This is a genomic window from Devosia sp. Micro-HW1 (genome assembly GCF_056341075.1).
The window spans coordinates 3,069,789-3,086,765 of sequence record NZ_CP094375.1; the positions used below are offsets into that span (position 1 = coordinate 3,069,789).

Here is a 16,977-nt window from a genome sequence, read left to right on the forward strand (position 1 = left end):
TGAAGCGATCGGAACCGAGGAAAGTGCCTGTCCGCCGTCCGAGTGCAGATTGATCGAGCTAAGCCAAAGCTTCGTACAGACGCACCATGTTGGTGGCCTCACCACTTTTCCAGTAGACCTTGCACACCAGACGCGAGGGGCTGCCACCTCTGACCAGACGGAGCTTCAAAATACCGGAAGCCGCGCCTTCGGGCGTCTTGTCTGCGACAACGCGTTCGCGGCCGCTACTGGCGTCGCGCAAATCAATGATTCGAAACTCTTCCATCTCGTCCGCCTCCGAGAAGTGAAAATGGGTTATCGAGGGTGAACGCGTGGTGATCCAGATCGATCCGGGCAGGGCGACCATTTAGCCTTCAGGTGCAAGGGCCGCCGCGACCTTTCCGGCTCGGCGGCTTGGCGCTGCTATTCCTGCCGTGGCGGATCGTTGCCGTTTCTGGGAGTGCAAGACGGTGCCATTGGAAAAACGGCCGCTACGGCCGCAGATACGGGGCGGCGCGCCGCCCCGCTTGCTTTTGTCAGGTGTCGAGTTCGCCATCGGCCAGCTGGCCGAGCTTGATCTGGGTGAGCAGGCTCAACTCGTCATAGACATTCCACTCGTCGACGATCTTGCCGTTCTTCCAGTGATAGTGGCTCATGCCCATCACCTGCACGCGCTTGCCCGTCGGGTCGCCCAGCGTGCCCAGAATGCCGTAGCCCAGGTGGTGCCCTTCCATGATCCAGCGCACGGCAACCTTGGTGCCGCCTTCTTCGCAGGGATTGGAGGCGACATGCTGGACTTCGTAGGAGGCGTCCGGCAGCGAGCCTATCAGGCCCAGATGCTGGTGGATGATGGCGGCGTGGCCATAGAGCTCCTTCATCAGGGGCCCGTGATACTGCGCATTGGGCGCATAGTCCTGGGCGATGCGGCCGAACATGCGCTTGGTGAAAATTTCGTGCAGCATCTCGATGGTCTGCGCTTCGATGTCGTTATGCGCGAGCGAAGTATCGGCCTTTTCGGCCGGCGGCGTCTGGCCGACAAAGCGGCGATTCTCGCCGATATCAAGCGAGACGAGGCCAGCGGCAAACTTGGCCTTGGCGGTCTTCATGGCGAAATGATTGGGGTCGAGACCCAGCTGCTGGATGATGGCCATCGTGTCGGCGACGACCCACTCGCGGTAGATCTTGTTCTGGAAGATCATGCAGTCGGCAATGGTGCGGCTGACAAAGGGCTTGCCGGTGGGCTGGCCCAGATGGCCGTATTGGGTATGGCGGCCAGAGCCGGTGACGAGATGGCTGGTATAGAAGCCGTCCTTGTCATTACCGTTCCAGATCACCTGCGTGCCCATGCCGCGGCGCTCCGGGAAGGAGACGAGCCGCTGGATGGTGTCGCGCACGACATCTTCACGATTGTAGATCGTGCCTGTGGTGCCATAGAGCACGATATTGTGCGTGTAGTGGGTGTAGATCAGCCCGATATCGCGCTCGTCCCAGATCTTGTGGGTGCAGCGGATGATGTAGTCGACGATGTCGGTATAGATGTCGTCGAACCCTTCCAGCGACTGGCCGCGGGGGCGATTGGTCGGCGCCAGGTCCTGATAATCGTGGCGCTCGACCTGCAGCACCTCTTCCTTGCGGGGGGCGGGGCTGACGCCCTTGGCCTTGGTGGTGCTGTCGTTGTCGCTCATGGTGACTCCTTGGTCTGCTGCCGGCGAGGCATGGTGGTCGTGTTCTCCCCCCAGCCAGGCACGCATATGACGCGCCACTGCGGCGGGATTTTCAAGCGGGGCGAAATGCCCGGCTTCGGGAATGGTGAAGAAGCGGGATCCGGCAATGCCTTCGGCCAGTTCCTGATGCGCCTCGATGGGGCACACCCGTTCGTCGGCGCCCGCCAGGATCAGCGTCGGCACGGCAATGGCGCCCAGCCGCTGGCGGCTGTCGGCCCGGTTTATGGCCACTTCCGATTGGTCGGCCAGCACGTCGGCGCCGGCATCGCGGGCCATGACCAGGATCACGTCGCGGAGCGCTGGGTTGGCCGCATTGGCCGGGGAGACCAGGCGGGACCAGGCCTCGATTATGTAGCCGTCCATGCCTTCAGCCCTCGCCTTGGCCACGGCGGCACGGCGCAGCGCCGCATTGCCTTCCGGGTCGGGGCGGGGCGTGGTGTCGATCAGCGCCAGCCGCGCAATGCGTTCAGGCGCCTGCGCTACCATTTCCAGGGCCACAATGCCGCCCAGCGAGAAGCCGGCCAGCGCGAACTGTTCCGGGGCGTTGCTTAGCAGCCGCGCTGCCAGGGCGGGGGTCGTTTCCGCGCCGGTCATCTCCATGACACGCATGTCCGGATAGCCGAGCGCCCCCATCAGCGGCAGGAACAGGCGCTCGTCACAGACGGTGCCGGGCAGGAGCAGCAGTGGCACCTGGGCGGATGCAGGGGCGGGCCGCAGCGGGGCAGGGTGTGTGGTCACCGGGTGAACTCGATGATGGGTCGGCCGAGAACGTCGCCCGCCGCCCCGATCGCCTCGTCGAGGTCGACCCGTGTCACCTTGGCGACATGGCCGGTGATCAGCAGCTCGGTCTGCTGGTACTGCATAGGCGTCTCCCATGGGCAGACCATCATCCAATGGTCGAACCCCACTTTCGCAAAAAATTCTGGCAAATATTGAATACGTATGCAAGAACAATCTGCGCCTCGATGAGACGCCCAGGTGTTGGCAGTCTGCCAACCTGTTGCCGTGCTCGCGCTATGTTTCGGAGACAGATGCAATGACCACTTCCCCCTTTCCCGGCGTTACCTATGTGAAGGCCCCCGAGCGGTCCTCGGTGGGCGACAATGCGCCCGTCGAGGCGCTGGTTGCCGAGATCATCGCCAATGTCCGCGCCAATGGCGAAAAGGCGGTGCGCGAATATTCCGCCAAGTTCGACAAGGCCGAACTGGAGGTCTTCGAGGTCACGGATGCGGAGCGGCAGGCGGCGCTGGCCGAGCTCGATCCGCAGACGCGCAAGGACACCGAATTTGCCATTGAGAATGTGCGCAAGTTTGCCCAGGCACAGCTCGCCACGATCCTGCCGCTGGAGGTCGAGACTTTGCCGGGCGTGCATATGGGGCACCGCGTCATCCCCATCGAGCGCGTCGGCTGCTATGTTCCCGGCGGCCGCTATCCGCTTCTGTCCGCACCGATCATGACCATTGTCCCGGCCAAGGTTGCCGGTGTCGACGAGGTGGTTGCCTGCCTGCCGCCCAATGCCCACAAGGCGATGATTGCCGGCTGCCATCTCTCCGGCGCCGATCGCATCTTCAAGATCGGCGGGGCGCAGGCCATTGCCGCAATGGCCTATGGTACCGAGAGCGTTCCGGCCGTCAACAAGATCGTCGGCCCCGGCAATGCCTTCGTCAACGAGGCCAAGCGCCAGGTTTTTGGACCCGTCGGCATCGACCAGCTTGCCGGCCCTTCCGAGATCTTCGTCGTCGCTGACTCGACCGGCGACGCCGAAATGATTGCCACCGACCTCCTCGCCCAGGCTGAACACGACATCCGCACGCGCGTTGGCCTCATCACCACCGACAAGGCCCTGGCCGAGGCCACGCTTGTCGAGGTCGAAAAGCAGCTCCAAACCCTCTCCACCGCCAACACGGCCCGCGAAGCCTGGATCAACTATGGCGAGATCACCGTCTGCGAAGACGAAGCCGCCATGATCGCCTATTCCGACCTCATCGCTGCCGAACACCTGCAGGTCCACACCGCGGACGCCAAGGCCTTCGCCAGGAAGCTGCGGAACTATGGCAGCCTGTTCATCGGCGAGCTGGCCAGCGTGGTCTATTCCGACAAGTGCTCGGGAACCAACCACACCCTGCCCACCATGGGCGCCGGTCGCTACACCGGCGGCCTCTGGGTGGGCGCCTATGTCAAGATCGCCACGCATCAGTGGCTCGACGAACAGGGTGTCAGGCAGGTTGCCCCGCCCGCGGCCCGCCAGTCGGCCAGCGAGGGTCTCGAAGGCCATCGCCGCGCCGCGCAATTGCGGCTCGACCGCATGCAGGCGAAGGTCAACTGAACAAAGCAAAAAGGCCCGCGAATGCGGGCCTTATTCTTATCCCTCTGCCCGATTGGGAGAAGACAGGTTCACTTGATCTCGTCGGCCTCGGCCCAGGCCGCCCGCAGTTTCTCCACCGTGAAACCGGGGGCTCGCGCGGCGGAGAGGATCGGGACTTCCTTGCGCATCACCACATCGATGGCCCAGGCCATGCGTTCGATATGCTCGGCGGGGATGACCACCGCACCGTGACGGTCGGCGTGGATCAGGTCGTTGGGGCGCACTGTCATGCCGAAGACGGTCACGGGGCAGTCGAGCTCGGTCACATGCACGAAGGCATGGCTCGGACCCACGGCCCCGGCGATCACCTGATAGCCTTCATCGAGCATGCCGAGATCGCGCAGAACGCCATTGGTCACCGTACCGGCGACGCCGAGGCCCTTGTGCTGGGCCACCTGCATTTCGCCCCAGAACCCGCCGATGACATGGGGCCAGTCGGTGTCCTCGATGACCGCCACGTTGGGGCCGTCACCCTGCGAAACATACTCGTAGTATCGCATTCTGAGCGCCCGCACCTCGGCTGCCGGCTTCTGGGCCGGTGAGGAGGCGCGGATTTTCGCCGTCCTAGCAAAGCCCACGACCGGCGGCAGCTTGGGATCGGCGCAGACCACGGGGTGTTTGGTAAACCCTTCGGCGGTGCGACCGCCCATGACATGCTCGAGGGCATTGCATACGGTCGGCGTATCGGCCTTGCGCAATGCGGCCAGGGTTTCGGGCGAAATGGTGGGCATGGGTTCTCCTCCGTCTTACCTCTCCCTCTGGGGGAGAGGTCGGCATACAACGCCGGGTGAGGGGGCCTTCCTCCGCACCGGGCCAAGAAAAGGCCCCCTCACCCGACCCGAAGGCGGGTCGACCTCTCCCCCAGAGGGAGAGTTGAAGAGGAGGCCGAGTGCGCCTACTCGGCTGCCTGTGCGGTGGCAAAAACCGGCGCGGCCGGGGACGCTGCCCCGCGAATGACAAAGGCAATCGCGTCGGCGGAAGCCGGGTTGCGGAAGCCATGCATAACACCGATGGGCACGGTCAACGTGTCGCCGGCACCCATGATCAGCGAACCGCCAGCCCAGGTGAATTCCAGTGTGCCGGACTGCACGAAGATCACTTCCTGCTCGGCGCGGGCATGGGCGGGGATGTCGGCGCCCGTTTCCAGCTTGAGGCGGCGCAGGGTGAAGTCATGCTGCCAGTGGCCGCTGATCGGGCCGGCCTTGATGCCATCCTGGCCATCGACATCGCCAATAACGCCGGCTTCCTCGACGCCTTCGCCAGCCAGCGGGGAATTGGGGTCGCCCTTGATATCCTTGGCCTTGATCGCGTACTTGGCCAGCTCGGACAGGGGTGGCGTCGCCAGTTCCCGGAGTTTCTCGGCGGTCGGGGGCTGCTCCAGTTCGGCGCCTTCGGGCACTTTTTCACCCAGCGTGGTGTCGATCAGCTTGCCGCCCTTCAGGAGCTTCAGGCCGAAATCCTCGGCCATCTTGAAGACACTGGGGGCCCAGACCACCTTGCCCGGATCATCGTGGCCAAGCACCACGAAGAGGAAGCCGGTGCCTTCGTCGAGCTTTTCGAAGCCGCGGAACATGTGTGTGGGGACTGTTGCCACATCGCCCGGCTCGACATCGATATAGCCGTCGGACTTGTCGGGGCCGAAGACGAAGCGCCAGCGGCCGGTATGGACCACGAAGGTCTCGGCGGTCAGGTGGCTGTGCTGGGAATTGGTGCAGCCAAAGGGCTGGCGGGCGGCGCCGACATTGAAGCCGTGCGCCTCGGGAATATGCACGACCTGTGCCGGATTTTCCGAAACGCCCGGCCCGATAATGGTGAAATTCTCTTTCCGGTCCGAGCCCGGCGTGCGCGCGTCGATGAAGGCGTTGCGCAGGCCCTTGAGGTCCGCATAGCGCACCAGGCGCTTTTCCATTTCGGCCTGGGTCCAAGTCTTCTGGGTCATGATGAAATCCCCTTTCATAGGGCAGGATAGCATTTTTGCATTCGTATGCAATATGAGTTTGAGATGTGGCTGACCGATGTCATCGGCACCTTTTCTTCAGGTTTTGCCGGGTTTGTAGATGCGGCGGCCGTCGACTTCGACAATGCCGGTCTTGGGCAGGCGCGCCGAGGTGCGCACGATCAGCTCGCCGCTGAGGATGCGGTGCTCGGCCTCGATCTCGCCGCTCGAGATCTGCCCCATCAGGATGTTGACGGTGGCCTCGACCATGCGCTTGAGCGGCTGGCTCATCGTGGTAATGCCATAGGAGGTCCAGCGCGCCGGGCCGACATCGTCATAGCCGACAATGGAGAGGTCGTCGGGAATGCGCAGCCCGAATTCATGGCGCGCCACGTCCATCACCGCGACGGCCATATGGTCGTTGGCGACGAACAGGGCGTCGGGCCGGTAGGGGCGCGACAGCAGGGTCCGCGCAGCGGCTTCGGCTTCGGCGCGATCATAGTTGCCGATGCCCACCGCAATGTCGGTATGTCCGGCTTCGGCCAGGGCCTCGGCATAGCCGGCAAAACGGTCGCGATTGGTCGAGGAGCTTTCAACGCCCGAAATATAGCCGAAGCGCTTGTGCCCGCCAGCGACAAGGAACTCGCCGATGCGCCTCCCACCCTCGCGGTTGCGGGTGGTCACGCTCGAAACGGCATCGCGCTCGGTGGTGCGGTTGAACAGGACCACCGGAATGCCGGCCGTGGCGCATTCTTCCGACAGATGCGAGGAAAGCGTGGTGGAGGCCAGGATGATGCCGTCGACGCGATACTGCATGAGCTGGTCGAAGACCGGGTCGCTGTCGCGGTCCATGTGGCCGGTGAACAGCAGCAGGCGGTAGTTTTCCTTGACCAGCAGGCGCCCGAGCTCTTCGAGCACGTCGGGATAGAACAGGTTCTCCAGATACGCCATCACCACCGCAATGATGCGGGAGCGATTGGTGATCAGGGAACGGGCAATGGCGTTGGGACGGTAGCCCAGTTCCTGGGCGGCGGCCATGACCTTTTCACGGGTCTTGGGAGAGATGGAGGCGCCTGGCGTGAAGGTTCGGGAGACGGCGGATTGCGAGACGCCTGCGCGCCTGGCAACTTCCGACGAGGTTACCCCCGGCTTCCTTACTCCGCTGTCCATCCGCCATCCACCAGAAGTGCGGTGCCGGTGATCAGCGACGCCGCATCGGAGGCCAGAAACACGATCGGCCCCATGATATCCTCCACCCGCCCGAGCCGGCCAAGCTTGATCTTGGACAGAACCCAGGAGCGGAAATCGGGATCGCTCAGGTTCCTGGCCGTCAGCTCGGTTTCGATAAAGGTCGGACAGACCGTATTGACCCGAATATTGCTGGCGCCGAGCTCGATGGCCAAGGCTTTTGTCAGGCCTTCAACAGCATGTTTGCTGGCCGCATAGACGGCACGCCTGGGTCCGCCGACATGCCCCATCTGCGACGAGACATTGATGACCGAACCGCCCAGACCCTCAGCCTGCAGCCTGCCGACAACGGCCTGGGTGACAAACAGCGTCGCCCCGAGATTGATCTGCATGACCGCCTGGTAGTCCGGCGGGGTAATGCCGGCCAGCTCGCTGTGGCGGGCGGTGCCGGCGGAATTGACCAGAACATGGAAGGGCTGGCTGTCGGCAACAAAGCTCTGCACGCCGGCGAAGTCGGTAATGTCGAGGGCCACGCCCTCGACCGACCAGCCGCGCCCTGCCATGACGTTGACGACCTCGGCCACGTCCGCGGCGGTTCGCGCCGCCACCGTCACATGCGCCCCGGCCTCCGCCAAAGCCACCGAGGCCCCCAGCCCGATGCCGCGCGTCCCACCCGTCACCAGGGCGCGCTTGCCATCAAGGCGGAAACTGGGGGTCTTGGGGAGGTGCATCTGCCTAGGCCTTGGTGGTCGGAGTTGCAGCGGTACCATAGGGCACGTTGCGCCCGCCATAGCGGCGCACACGAATATTGGCCTGCTCGGCATGGCCGACAAAGCCTTCCAGCATCGAGAGGCGGGAGCCATATTCCCCGATCATGGCCGATGCCGCGTCGGTGGTGACCGTCTGCCAGGTGCAGGTCTTCATGAATTTGCCGACCCAGAGGCCGCCCGTATAGCGCGCCGCCTTCATCGTGGGCAGGGTGTGGTTGGTGCCGATGACCTTGTCGCCATAGGCCACATTGGTGCGCGGCCCGAGGAACAGCGCGCCGTAATTGGTCATGTTGTCCCGGAACCACATGTCGCGATCGGTCATCACCTGCACATGTTCCGAGGCAATGCGGTCCGCCTCGGCCAGCATTTCCTCATAGCTGTCGCAGACGATGACTTCGCCATAGTCGGCCCAGGATTTGCGCGCCAGATCGGCCGTCGGCAGGATGGCGAGGATGCGCTCGATCTCCTCCATGGTCTCGCGCGCCAGCTTCTCCGAGTTGGTGAGCAGGATGGCCGGCGAATTGGGGCCATGCTCTGCTTGTCCGAGGAGGTCCGTGGCACAGAGTTCGCCGTCCACCGTTTCATCGGCAATGACCAGGGTTTCGGTGGGACCGGCGAAAAGGTCGATGCCGACGCGTCCATAGAGCTGCCGCTTGGCTTCAGCCACGAAAGCGTTGCCCGGCCCGACCAGCATGTCGACAGCATCGATGCTTTGCGTACCGATGGCCATGGCGCCGATGGCCTGGATACCGCCCAGCACATAAATCTCATCGGCGCCGGCCATGGCCTGCGCGGCCACGATGGCGGGGGCCGGCTTGCCATGGAAGGGCGGGGCACAGGTGATGACGCGCGGGCAGCCGGCTACTTTTGCAGTCAGCACTGACATATGGGCCGAGGCCAGCAGCGGATACTTGCCACCGGGCACATAGCAGCCCACCGCGTTGATCGGCACGTGGCGGTGGCCCAGGGTGACGCCCGGCAGGGTCTCGACTGCGAGGTCGAGCATGGTGTCCTTCTGCTTCTGGGCGAAGTTGCGCACCTGGGTCTGGGCGAATGCGATGTCGGCCAGATCCTGATCGGTGAGCTGCGCCTTGCAGTCGTCGATCTCCTTCTGGCTCAGGCGGAAATCCTTGCGGTCCCAATTGTCGAATTTCAGCGACAGCTCGCGCACGGCCTCGTCGCCGCGCTTCTCGATATCGGCGAGGATACCCTCGACCGTGGCGCGGACCTGACGATCCGCCTCCGCACGCTCTTCGACATCCTTACCGCGCTTCAGCCAGACTGGCATGGGGTGGCCCCTCCATTGAGTGTTCGAGATTACTGCATACGTATGCAATACTGCAAGAGTGTGACGCGCAAAAGCACGACTTTGGGTGCATCAGCGTGGGACGGGTGGCCTTTGCACGCTGAAATCGGTGGCGCGTTCGAAGGCATGGCCGATCTGGACGATGCCTGCTTCGGCATGATGTCGGCCGATGATTTGCATGCCGATCGGCAGGCCCAGGTGAAAGCCGACGGGCAGCGCCAGCACGGGGTGGCCCGAAACGTTGAAGCCGATGGTTCGCATCGGTGTCCACACCGCTTCCTTCTCGAAGGGCGCAGCGGGCAGGGCAGTGGTCAGTGCGCCCACGGTGACGAGTACGTCGTGCTGCTCCAGCAGGCTGTCCACCGCCGCACGAAAAGCGCGGCCTTCGGCGCGCGCCCTGGTGACCTCCGCCTCCTCCAGCGAGAGGCCTGAAGCAAGGCTGAGGAAGGCGCGCCGGCCATAGGCCTCGGGGTGATCGCGCAGATTGGCCGCGTGCAGCTTGAAACTTTCGGCATGCAGGATCGCCGCGACGGCAACTTCCACTCCGGCATAGTCGGGCAAGTCCACTTCGCCGACCGCCGCCCCCAGTTCGGACAGCACCGATACGGCCGCATCGATTGCAGCGGTCACTTCCGGCATGGCTTGCGGGTCGTGGGCGAACCAGTTGCGCGCATAGCCGATCCGCAAGCCCGAAATGGGCTCTCCCAGCCGGCTGGCCGCCCGGTTGTCCCCGGACCGTGCGCTCAGCACATCGAGCGTCACGGCTGCCTCGGACACGGTCGCGCTGACCGCACCGACATGGTCGAGGCTGGCAGCCAGGTCCAGCACCCCATCCGTCGGGACGAGGCCGTATGTCGGCTTGAGCCCGACAGTGCCGCAATAGAAGGACGGTCCCCGCACCGAGCCGCCGGTATCGGTGCCCACGGAGGTGCGGATCAGGCCACCGGCGACGGAAGCGGCGCAGCCGGAGGACGAACCGCCGGTAATATGGTCGAGGTTCCAGGGGTTGCGGGCCGGTGGGAAGAGACCGCGATTATCGGGCCCGACCGTCGCCCATTCATAGGTCGCCAGCTTGCCGATGATGACGGCACCCGCTGTCCGCAGCCGGCGCACGACTTCGGCATCCTCGTCTGCGATGGCCTCGGCCCGCCCCGGCGCATTGGCCGTGGTCGCCACGCCGGCGACGTCGATGAGGTCCTTGATGCCGACCGGAATGCCGTGCAGAGGTCCGCGGTCGGTTCCGTCCGCAAGCTCCCGGTCAGCGCGCCTCGCCTCTTCCAGCGCCGCTTCCGTCAGCAGCGCGTAGAAACTCCGATAGGCAGGGTCGCGCTGGCCGATCCGCTCGAGAGTGGCGCGGGTCAGGTGTTCCGATGTCAGGCGGCCGTCACGCAGGCGTGCGCCCAGTTCGGCAATGTCCAGGTCGCAGACGCTTCCATTGCCCGGCATCGACTGGGGCGTTTCGAGCGACGCGAGGCCGGCATGCATCCAGCCGGCCAGCTTTGACACGCCGGTGGCCTCTTCGGGCGTCAGGTTCAGGCCGCTGGCCGCGAGGGCCGACCGGAACCGGGCATCGGATGCGCTGTCACGCGCCATGGGTCAGGCCTCGATCCGTGCGCCGCTGGCTTTGTCGAAGAGATGGCAGGCGGAAGCCGGGATGGCAATGCGCGCCACGTCGCCGATCTCGGCGCGATAGTCCTTGCCGACCTTGATGGAGACCAGTTCGCCGGCCACCCGCATGGACAGCATCGTGGCCTCGCCCAGGAGTTCCACCGAATAGATCGGCGCCTCGATCTGGCCGCCGGAGGTGGCCAGGCTGGCATCCTCGGCGCGGAACCCGAGGGTGACGGCACCGTTGGCCGCCTTCGTGAGGCCCTCGATGCGGATGCCGTCACTGGTGAACACCCCGTCCCTGACCTCGCCGCTCACCAGGTTCATGGCGGGAGAGCCGATGAAACTGGCAACGAAGGTATTGGCCGGGCGGTCGTAGATTTCCATAGGCGTGCCGACCTGCTGGACGAGCCCCTTGTTCATGACGACGACGCGATCGGCCAGGGTCATGGCTTCGATCTGGTCGTGGGTCACGTAGATCGTGGTGGTCTTGAGCGCGTGGTGCAGGTTCTTGATCTGCGCACGGGTCGAGACACGCAGCTTGGCATCGAGATTGGACAAGGGCTCGTCCATCAGGAAGGCGTTCGGTTCGCGTACGATGGCGCGGGCCAGCGCAACACGCTGACGCTGCCCACCGGAGAGAGCCGCCGGGCGACGCTCCAGAAACGGTTCGAGCTCGACCATGGCCGCCGCCTTCATGACCCGTTCATGATGCTGGTCCTGGGGGACCTTCCGGACCTTGAGAGGGAAGCGGATATTCTCGTAGACCGTCATGTTGGGATAGAGCCCGTAGCTCTGGAACACCATGGAAATGTCGCGATCCTTGGGCTCGAGCTTGTTGACCAGCCGATCCCCGATCCAGATTTCGCCCTCCGTGATTTCCTCCAACCCTGCGATCATCCGCATGGTCGTGGTCTTGCCGCAGCCCGATGGGCCCAGCAGGACCAGGAATTCCTGGTCGGCAATGTCGAGGTTGAAATTGTCGACGCCGACGAACTTGTTCCAGCGCTTGGAGACATTCTTGAGACGGATCTGGGCCATTGGGATCAGCCTTTCACAGCGCCGGCGGTCAGGCCGCTGACGATCTGGCGTTGGAAGAAGAGGACGAGGATGAAGAGCGGCACCGTGGCCGAAACCACGGCGGCCACGGCATACATGACATTGCCGGTTTCCTGGATCGAGCCGAGGAAGCTCGAGATCTTGGGTACCATGGTCTGGTTATCGGCGCTGAGCAGCATGGCGGTGACGGCAAAGTCATTATAGGCCAGCAAGAAACTGAAGAGACCGGTCGTCACCACGCCCGGCCACATGACCGGCATGATCACCATGCGGAACGCCTGGAAGCGCGTGCAGCCATCCACCATGGCGCTTTCGTCCAGATCCTTGGGGATCGAGAGAAAGAACGAGTGCAGCATCCAGAGCGTGAACGGCTGGTTGATGGCCACGAGAACAATGATCGAGGTCGGCAATACGCCCCAGATATTGAGCTCGAAGAAGGGCAGCAGGTAGCCCGAGACCAGGGTGATATGCGGCATGGCCCGGAAGACCAGCGCCGCAATCAGGATCCAGAATGCGTAGTTCCGGCCCGAGCGCGCCAGCGCATAGCCGCCCAGGGTGCCCAGCGTCAGCGAGATGGCGGTCACGAAAATGGTGACGATGACGGTATTGACTGCGGCGCGCCAGAAATCACGAGTGATCCAGGCGCCATAATAGCCGGCCCCGGTGAAGGCCTCTCCGGTCTGACGCACGGTCGCGGTCCCGAAAATCGCGTTCCACCAGCTATCGCGGGAGAAGAAGTCGGCCTCCACCTTGAACGATCCCCAGACCGTCCAGAAGAAGGGCACGGCCGCCAGGATCACCCAGATGATGATGAAGCCGTAGATGGTGAGGTTGAGAAGGGCCGGGCGCTTGTGGGCCATCGCTTCGGACATGATCACACTGCCTTGTGCTTGAATTCGCGCCAGGTGCGCACCAGAACCGGGGAAAGCAGGATGACGACGCCGATAATGGTCAGCACCGAGGTCGCGCCGGCCGAGCCGAACTGCTGACTGTCTCCCGTCAGGTCATTGTAGATGAGCCAGCTCAGCGAGGTGGCATTGGCCTCTGCCGAGAAGCCCACGATCGGCTCGAAAACGCGGAAATTGTCCATCAGCTGCACCAGGGCGACAAAGGTCGCGAGCGGTGCCAGATGCGGAATGATGACGAAGCGGATGCGCTCCCAGCGCGAGGCGCCGTCGATCATCGCCGATTCCAGCGTGTCGCCGGGCACGGTCTGCAGCCCGGCATAGAAGACCACGAAGGAGAAGGGGGCATTGGTCCAGACGCCATAGGTCAAGAGGGCCCCCCAGGTCATGGCCGGCGAAGCGCGCAGCGATAGCGTCGGATCGTTGAAGATGTGCTGGATCGTGGCGCCCAGAATGCCATTCGGGCTGAGCATCCAGTAAAGGATCAGCGACCCGATCAGCGGCGTGATGATCATGGGCAGCAGCGAGAAGAAGATGATCGGGCCCTTGGTCACCTTGGGCAGTGCATTGACCGCCAGCGCGATGGCAAAACCCAGTGCCATGGCCAGAGGGGTGACAACGAAGCAATAGACCAGCGTGAAAATCAGCGCCTTGTAGAAGGGCAGGTTGAGGATCTGGGTCCATTTGGCGCCAAGGGTCTGGTCACTGGACAGAATCGCGCCCAGCTCCGCCGTCGCCAGGTGCGCGCGGTTCACATAGGTACCCAGTCCGTTGAAGCGGCCCAGGGGCTGCTCCTCGCGAAGGGCTGCGGTAGCAGCAGTATCGATCCGACGTTCCTTGGAACAGCCGCCGAAGGGCTGGCAGTTCTCGACCTCGACCATGACCTGCTCATGGCTCACATAGAAGGACTGCACCACGACCGACACGATCGGCAGGGCAATGAACAGCACCATGGCGATCAGCGATGGCAGGATGAAAGCAAAGAATGTCTTGTGTGGCATTGCCTGCCTCCCTGAAAGCGCTGGCCTGTCAGCGATGATGATGGAACAGCAGGGCGTGCGAGGCCAAGCCGGTTTCGGACCGAGGGGGTTCTTCCGGCCTGGTCCGTTGCCTCCCCCCGCTTGCGGGAGGAGGCGTCGCAGCACGTCCGAGGGAGGACTACTGGAGGAAGCCGGCCTCGCGGGCAGCTGTGTCATAGGCGGCCTTGACGTCGGCCAGGGCCTGTTCGGCATCTTCCGAGCCGGCGACGAATTCGGCCAGTTCAGTCGACAGGGCGGTGTGCAGCAGGCCCATATAGGGCTGCATCGGATAGGCGCGGGCACCGGCATTGGCATTGGCGATGACCCCGACCGCCGCCGGACCCGGTTCGTAACCGGCGATCAGCCAGGTCGCGACATCCTTGTTGGCGGCCATCATTTCGGGGCTGATGCCGTGGACCATGGCGCGGAAGGACGCTTCGGCGTCTTCATCCGAAATGTTCTTGGCAATGGTGAAGCCGTCCCACCAGAGCGCGGCCGCCGGAATGGTGCCCCCACCAATAGTCGGCGTAGCGGCCAGCACGGTGTTTTCCACCACGCCCTCGACAGCGCCTTCGTCATCCAGGACCGCACCCGCGAGCGAGCCCCATTCGTTCATGATGGCAACGTTGCCGGCCTCGTATTCCTTCTGGATTTCATTGGCGTCAAAGGTCAGGTAGTCCGGATCCATATAGGCGATCATCTCGCGCATGACGCGCAGCACTTCGAGCCCGTTCTCGTTGTCGATGGTCAGCTCGGCGCTGCCAGGGGCGAAGAATTCGGCGCCGGTACCGAGGTAGTTGTTCACGAACTCGGCAGCCAGGTCCCAGCCCGGCTTGACCGACGCGGCCAGCGGATAGTCCATCAGGCCCGCTTCCTTGATCGCGGCGGCGGCGGCCAGGACTTCATCATAGCTGGTGGGTGGCTCGACGCCGGCCTCTTCCAGGATGTCCTTGCGGTAGAACATGTGCTGGCCGTTGCCCATGAAGGCGATAGCCATGACCTTGCCATCGATCTTGACCAGCTGGCTCGGCTGCAGGTCCTGGCCGTATTCGGCCACCAGGTCGTCGAGCGGGCGGATCAGATCGTCATTGAGCAGCGGCACGATGGAATTGTTGGCGACCACGGCCACCGAATATTCTGCCGGATTGATGGTCAGCGCCGGCACCTGGATTTCCTTGTGCTCGGCGGTCGCATTTGCCGTCACGGTGACTGCATCGGTGGCGCATTCCTGCGCGGTGGCATTGATTGTCCGCAATGCTTCGAAGTCGTTGCTCAGAATGCGCACCGATCCGGCCTCGATGCCGCAATCGGCATAAGCAGCGCCCGTCCCCAGGGCCAGTGCAATCGCCGACACGGCGAGCGTAAGAAGGGGCTTCATCTTGGTTCTCCTGACTTTGGGTACTGCGTACCCACCCTCGTTGCGCTTGCCGGCGTTGGCGGGCACAACATTCAACGTTCCAACCCTCTGCATACGTATGCGACTTAATTTTGCATTCGTATGCAAAATGCAGCTAAGCACATCATTCGGCCGTGCGCAATGGTCCTGTTTTTGCAGTTGAACGGGGAAGCAGGTTACCGGCATTGGCGGTCTGGCCGACGACAGAAGCTGAACCCTGGGGTCCGCAAACCTGGATCGTATCCTCAAGCAGGGACCTTGAGGACGGGCATGTAAGCCAGCGCGGCGGAAGGACGGGTCGAGGTCATGAAGCCGGTGGAGAATTCCTGACGCGCAGCGGCAAATCATGTCGGGGAAGAGTGGCGCTCCTGTCTCGACGCCAGGTTTCCAACTTGGGATTGCCCTCGCGAGACAGGAGCTTGCCCAGAGCAATTCGTGCCTGGAACTTCAGGTTCGGCGACGCCGGCTCCGTGGCATCACGGAGCCGGTCAAGCCAACTTCCTGCGCGACCGCCTTTCGCTGCTGCAATCGCAGACGCGCTGCCGATAGCCCTCGAGCCCTAACCTACAGCGCGCAGGTTGAGAACGGGAGAAGTGCGCCTTTCGGCACGGCTAGATTCTCAATCCGTTCTCATCGAACGCGAGAAGCGCTCCCGGCTCGAAACCGACAGTAATCGGGGCGCCGTCGGCTATCCGCGAGTGCCCCTTCTGCTGGATGGTCACCTTTGTAGCGCCGTCATTGCCAACGGCATAGACATAGGAGACGCCCCCCAATTGCTCGACCACCTGGGCATGCGCCGTCAGCATTGGGCCCTGGCCAGCGGCCTCGCTGAAATGTTCGGGTCGAATGCCGACGCTGACCTTCTGCCCGATCGCGCCGCCGCTGCCGCGCCGACGCACCGTGAGCCCCGGCGCATCGAAGGCGTCCAGCGCCACGGTGATGTCGGGGCCATCGATGGCCGTCACAGTGCCGTCGAGGAAGTTCATGCGCGGCGAGCCAATGAAGCCGGCGACGAACTTGTTGTCCGGGTTGTCGTAGAGATCGATTGGGCTGCCCTGCTGTTCGATGCGACCGGCGCGCAACACGACGATGCGGTCCGCCAGGGTCATTGCCTCCACCTGGTCATGCGTCACATAGACCATGGTGGCGCCCAGCTGCTGGTGGAGCTTGGCAATCTCGATGCGCATCTGCACGCGCAGCTCGGCATCGAGATTGGAAAGCGGTTCATCGAACAGGAAGGCCTTGGGTTGACGCACAATGGCGCGGCCGATGGCGACGCGCTGACGTTGTCCGCCGGAAAGCTGGCGCGGCTTGCGTTCCAGGAGATCGGTCAGTTCCAGGATGCGCGCCGCCTCCATGACGCGCTCGGCAACCTGGTCCCTGGGCATGCCGCCCATTCTCAGGCCAAAGCCGAGATTCTGCTCTACCGTCATATGCGGATAGAGCGCGTAGGACTGGAATACCATGGCCACGCCGCGTTCGGACGGGTCGAAATCGGTGACGTCCTCGCCGCCGATCAGGACCTGGCCGGAACTCGGCTCCTCGAGCCCCGATATGGTGCGCAACAGGGTGGACTTGCCGCAGCCGGACGGGCCGACAAACACCACGAACTCGCCGTTGGGAATGTCGAGATCAATGTCATGGATCACCTTGACGGCGCCAAAGCTCTTGTTGATGCCTCGCAATTTCAGTTCTGCCATCGTCTCCTCCTTGCCGATGGTT

General features: G+C 63.6%; 15 protein-coding genes. 1 reads left to right on the plus strand and 14 read right to left on the minus strand.

All coding sequences use genetic code 11. The features are described 5' to 3' along the window. Positions 1-58 precede the first annotated feature (58 nt). The 3 genes from MQW79_RS14815 to MQW79_RS14825 form a co-directional block, all read right to left on the minus strand. Positions 59-346 (minus strand): hypothetical protein, encoded by a 288-nt coding sequence (locus MQW79_RS14815; RefSeq protein WP_476585239.1) that lies wholly within the window; start codon positions 344-346, stop codon positions 59-61. Positions 347-515: 169 nt separating this feature from the next. Beyond that, positions 516-2,441, minus strand: coding sequence for an alpha/beta fold hydrolase (locus MQW79_RS14820; RefSeq protein WP_476585240.1), 1,926 nt, complete (start codon positions 2,439-2,441; stop codon positions 516-518). After that, positions 2,438-2,566: a hypothetical protein gene (locus MQW79_RS14825; RefSeq protein ID WP_476585241.1), complete on the minus strand. Its 129-nt coding sequence runs from the start codon at positions 2,564-2,566 to the stop codon at positions 2,438-2,440. Before MQW79_RS14825 ends, MQW79_RS14820 begins: the two co-directional genes overlap by 4 nt. Before the next feature lie 173 nt (positions 2,567-2,739). Here MQW79_RS14825 and hisD (MQW79_RS14830) point away from each other — a divergent pair, with 173 nt between their 5' ends. Then, positions 2,740-4,029 (plus strand): histidinol dehydrogenase, encoded by a 1,290-nt coding sequence (hisD, locus tag MQW79_RS14830; RefSeq protein WP_476585242.1) that lies wholly within the window; start codon positions 2,740-2,742, stop codon positions 4,027-4,029. Positions 4,030-4,097: 68 nt separating this feature from the next. Here hisD (MQW79_RS14830) and MQW79_RS14835 read toward each other — a convergent pair whose 3' ends face one another. The 11 genes from MQW79_RS14835 to MQW79_RS14885 all read right to left on the minus strand — a co-directional run bounded on the left by MQW79_RS14835 (position 4,098) and on the right by MQW79_RS14885 (position 16,955). Next, the gene (locus tag MQW79_RS14835; protein ID WP_476585243.1) at positions 4,098-4,799 is read right to left on the minus strand and encodes an RraA family protein; all 702 of its coding nucleotides are present in this window, start codon (positions 4,797-4,799) and stop codon (positions 4,098-4,100) included. A gap of 164 nt (positions 4,800-4,963) precedes the next feature. After that, positions 4,964-6,007, minus strand: a complete 1,044-nt coding sequence (locus MQW79_RS14840) for a cupin domain-containing protein (protein WP_476585244.1) — start codon at positions 6,005-6,007, stop codon at positions 4,964-4,966. A gap of 96 nt (positions 6,008-6,103) precedes the next feature. Beyond that, the gene (locus MQW79_RS14845) at positions 6,104-7,174 is read right to left on the minus strand and encodes a LacI family DNA-binding transcriptional regulator (protein ID WP_476585245.1); all 1,071 of its coding nucleotides are present in this window, start codon (positions 7,172-7,174) and stop codon (positions 6,104-6,106) included. After that, positions 7,159-7,923 (minus strand): SDR family NAD(P)-dependent oxidoreductase, encoded by a 765-nt coding sequence (locus MQW79_RS14850; protein ID WP_476585246.1) that lies wholly within the window; start codon positions 7,921-7,923, stop codon positions 7,159-7,161. The genes MQW79_RS14845 and MQW79_RS14850 overlap by 16 nt, the downstream gene beginning before the upstream one ends. Positions 7,924-7,927: 4 nt before the next feature. Next, positions 7,928-9,250: a histidinol dehydrogenase gene (hisD, locus tag MQW79_RS14855; RefSeq protein WP_476585247.1), complete on the minus strand. Its 1,323-nt coding sequence runs from the start codon at positions 9,248-9,250 to the stop codon at positions 7,928-7,930. A 90-nt stretch (positions 9,251-9,340) separates the two neighbouring features. After that, on the minus strand, positions 9,341-10,861 hold the full coding sequence (locus MQW79_RS14860; protein WP_476585248.1) for an amidase: 1,521 nt from the start codon (positions 10,859-10,861) through the stop codon (positions 9,341-9,343). Positions 10,862-10,864: 3 nt separating this feature from the next. Further along, entirely contained in the window at positions 10,865-11,917 is a 1,053-nt protein-coding gene (locus MQW79_RS14865; protein ID WP_476585249.1) for an ABC transporter ATP-binding protein, read from the minus strand. Between the two features lie 5 nt (positions 11,918-11,922). Then, the gene (locus tag MQW79_RS14870; RefSeq protein ID WP_476585250.1) at positions 11,923-12,807 is read right to left on the minus strand and encodes a carbohydrate ABC transporter permease; all 885 of its coding nucleotides are present in this window, start codon (positions 12,805-12,807) and stop codon (positions 11,923-11,925) included. 2 nt (positions 12,808-12,809) lie between these two features. Further along, the gene (locus MQW79_RS14875) at positions 12,810-13,841 is read right to left on the minus strand and encodes a carbohydrate ABC transporter permease (protein WP_476585251.1); all 1,032 of its coding nucleotides are present in this window, start codon (positions 13,839-13,841) and stop codon (positions 12,810-12,812) included. A 157-nt stretch (positions 13,842-13,998) separates the two neighbouring features. Next, complete coding sequence (locus MQW79_RS14880; protein ID WP_476585252.1) at positions 13,999-15,237, minus strand: ABC transporter substrate-binding protein; 1,239 nt, start codon at positions 15,235-15,237, stop codon at positions 13,999-14,001. 629 nt (positions 15,238-15,866) lie between these two features. After that, complete coding sequence (locus MQW79_RS14885; RefSeq protein WP_476585253.1) at positions 15,867-16,955, minus strand: ABC transporter ATP-binding protein; 1,089 nt, start codon at positions 16,953-16,955, stop codon at positions 15,867-15,869. Between the last annotated feature and the right edge of the window lie 22 nt (positions 16,956-16,977).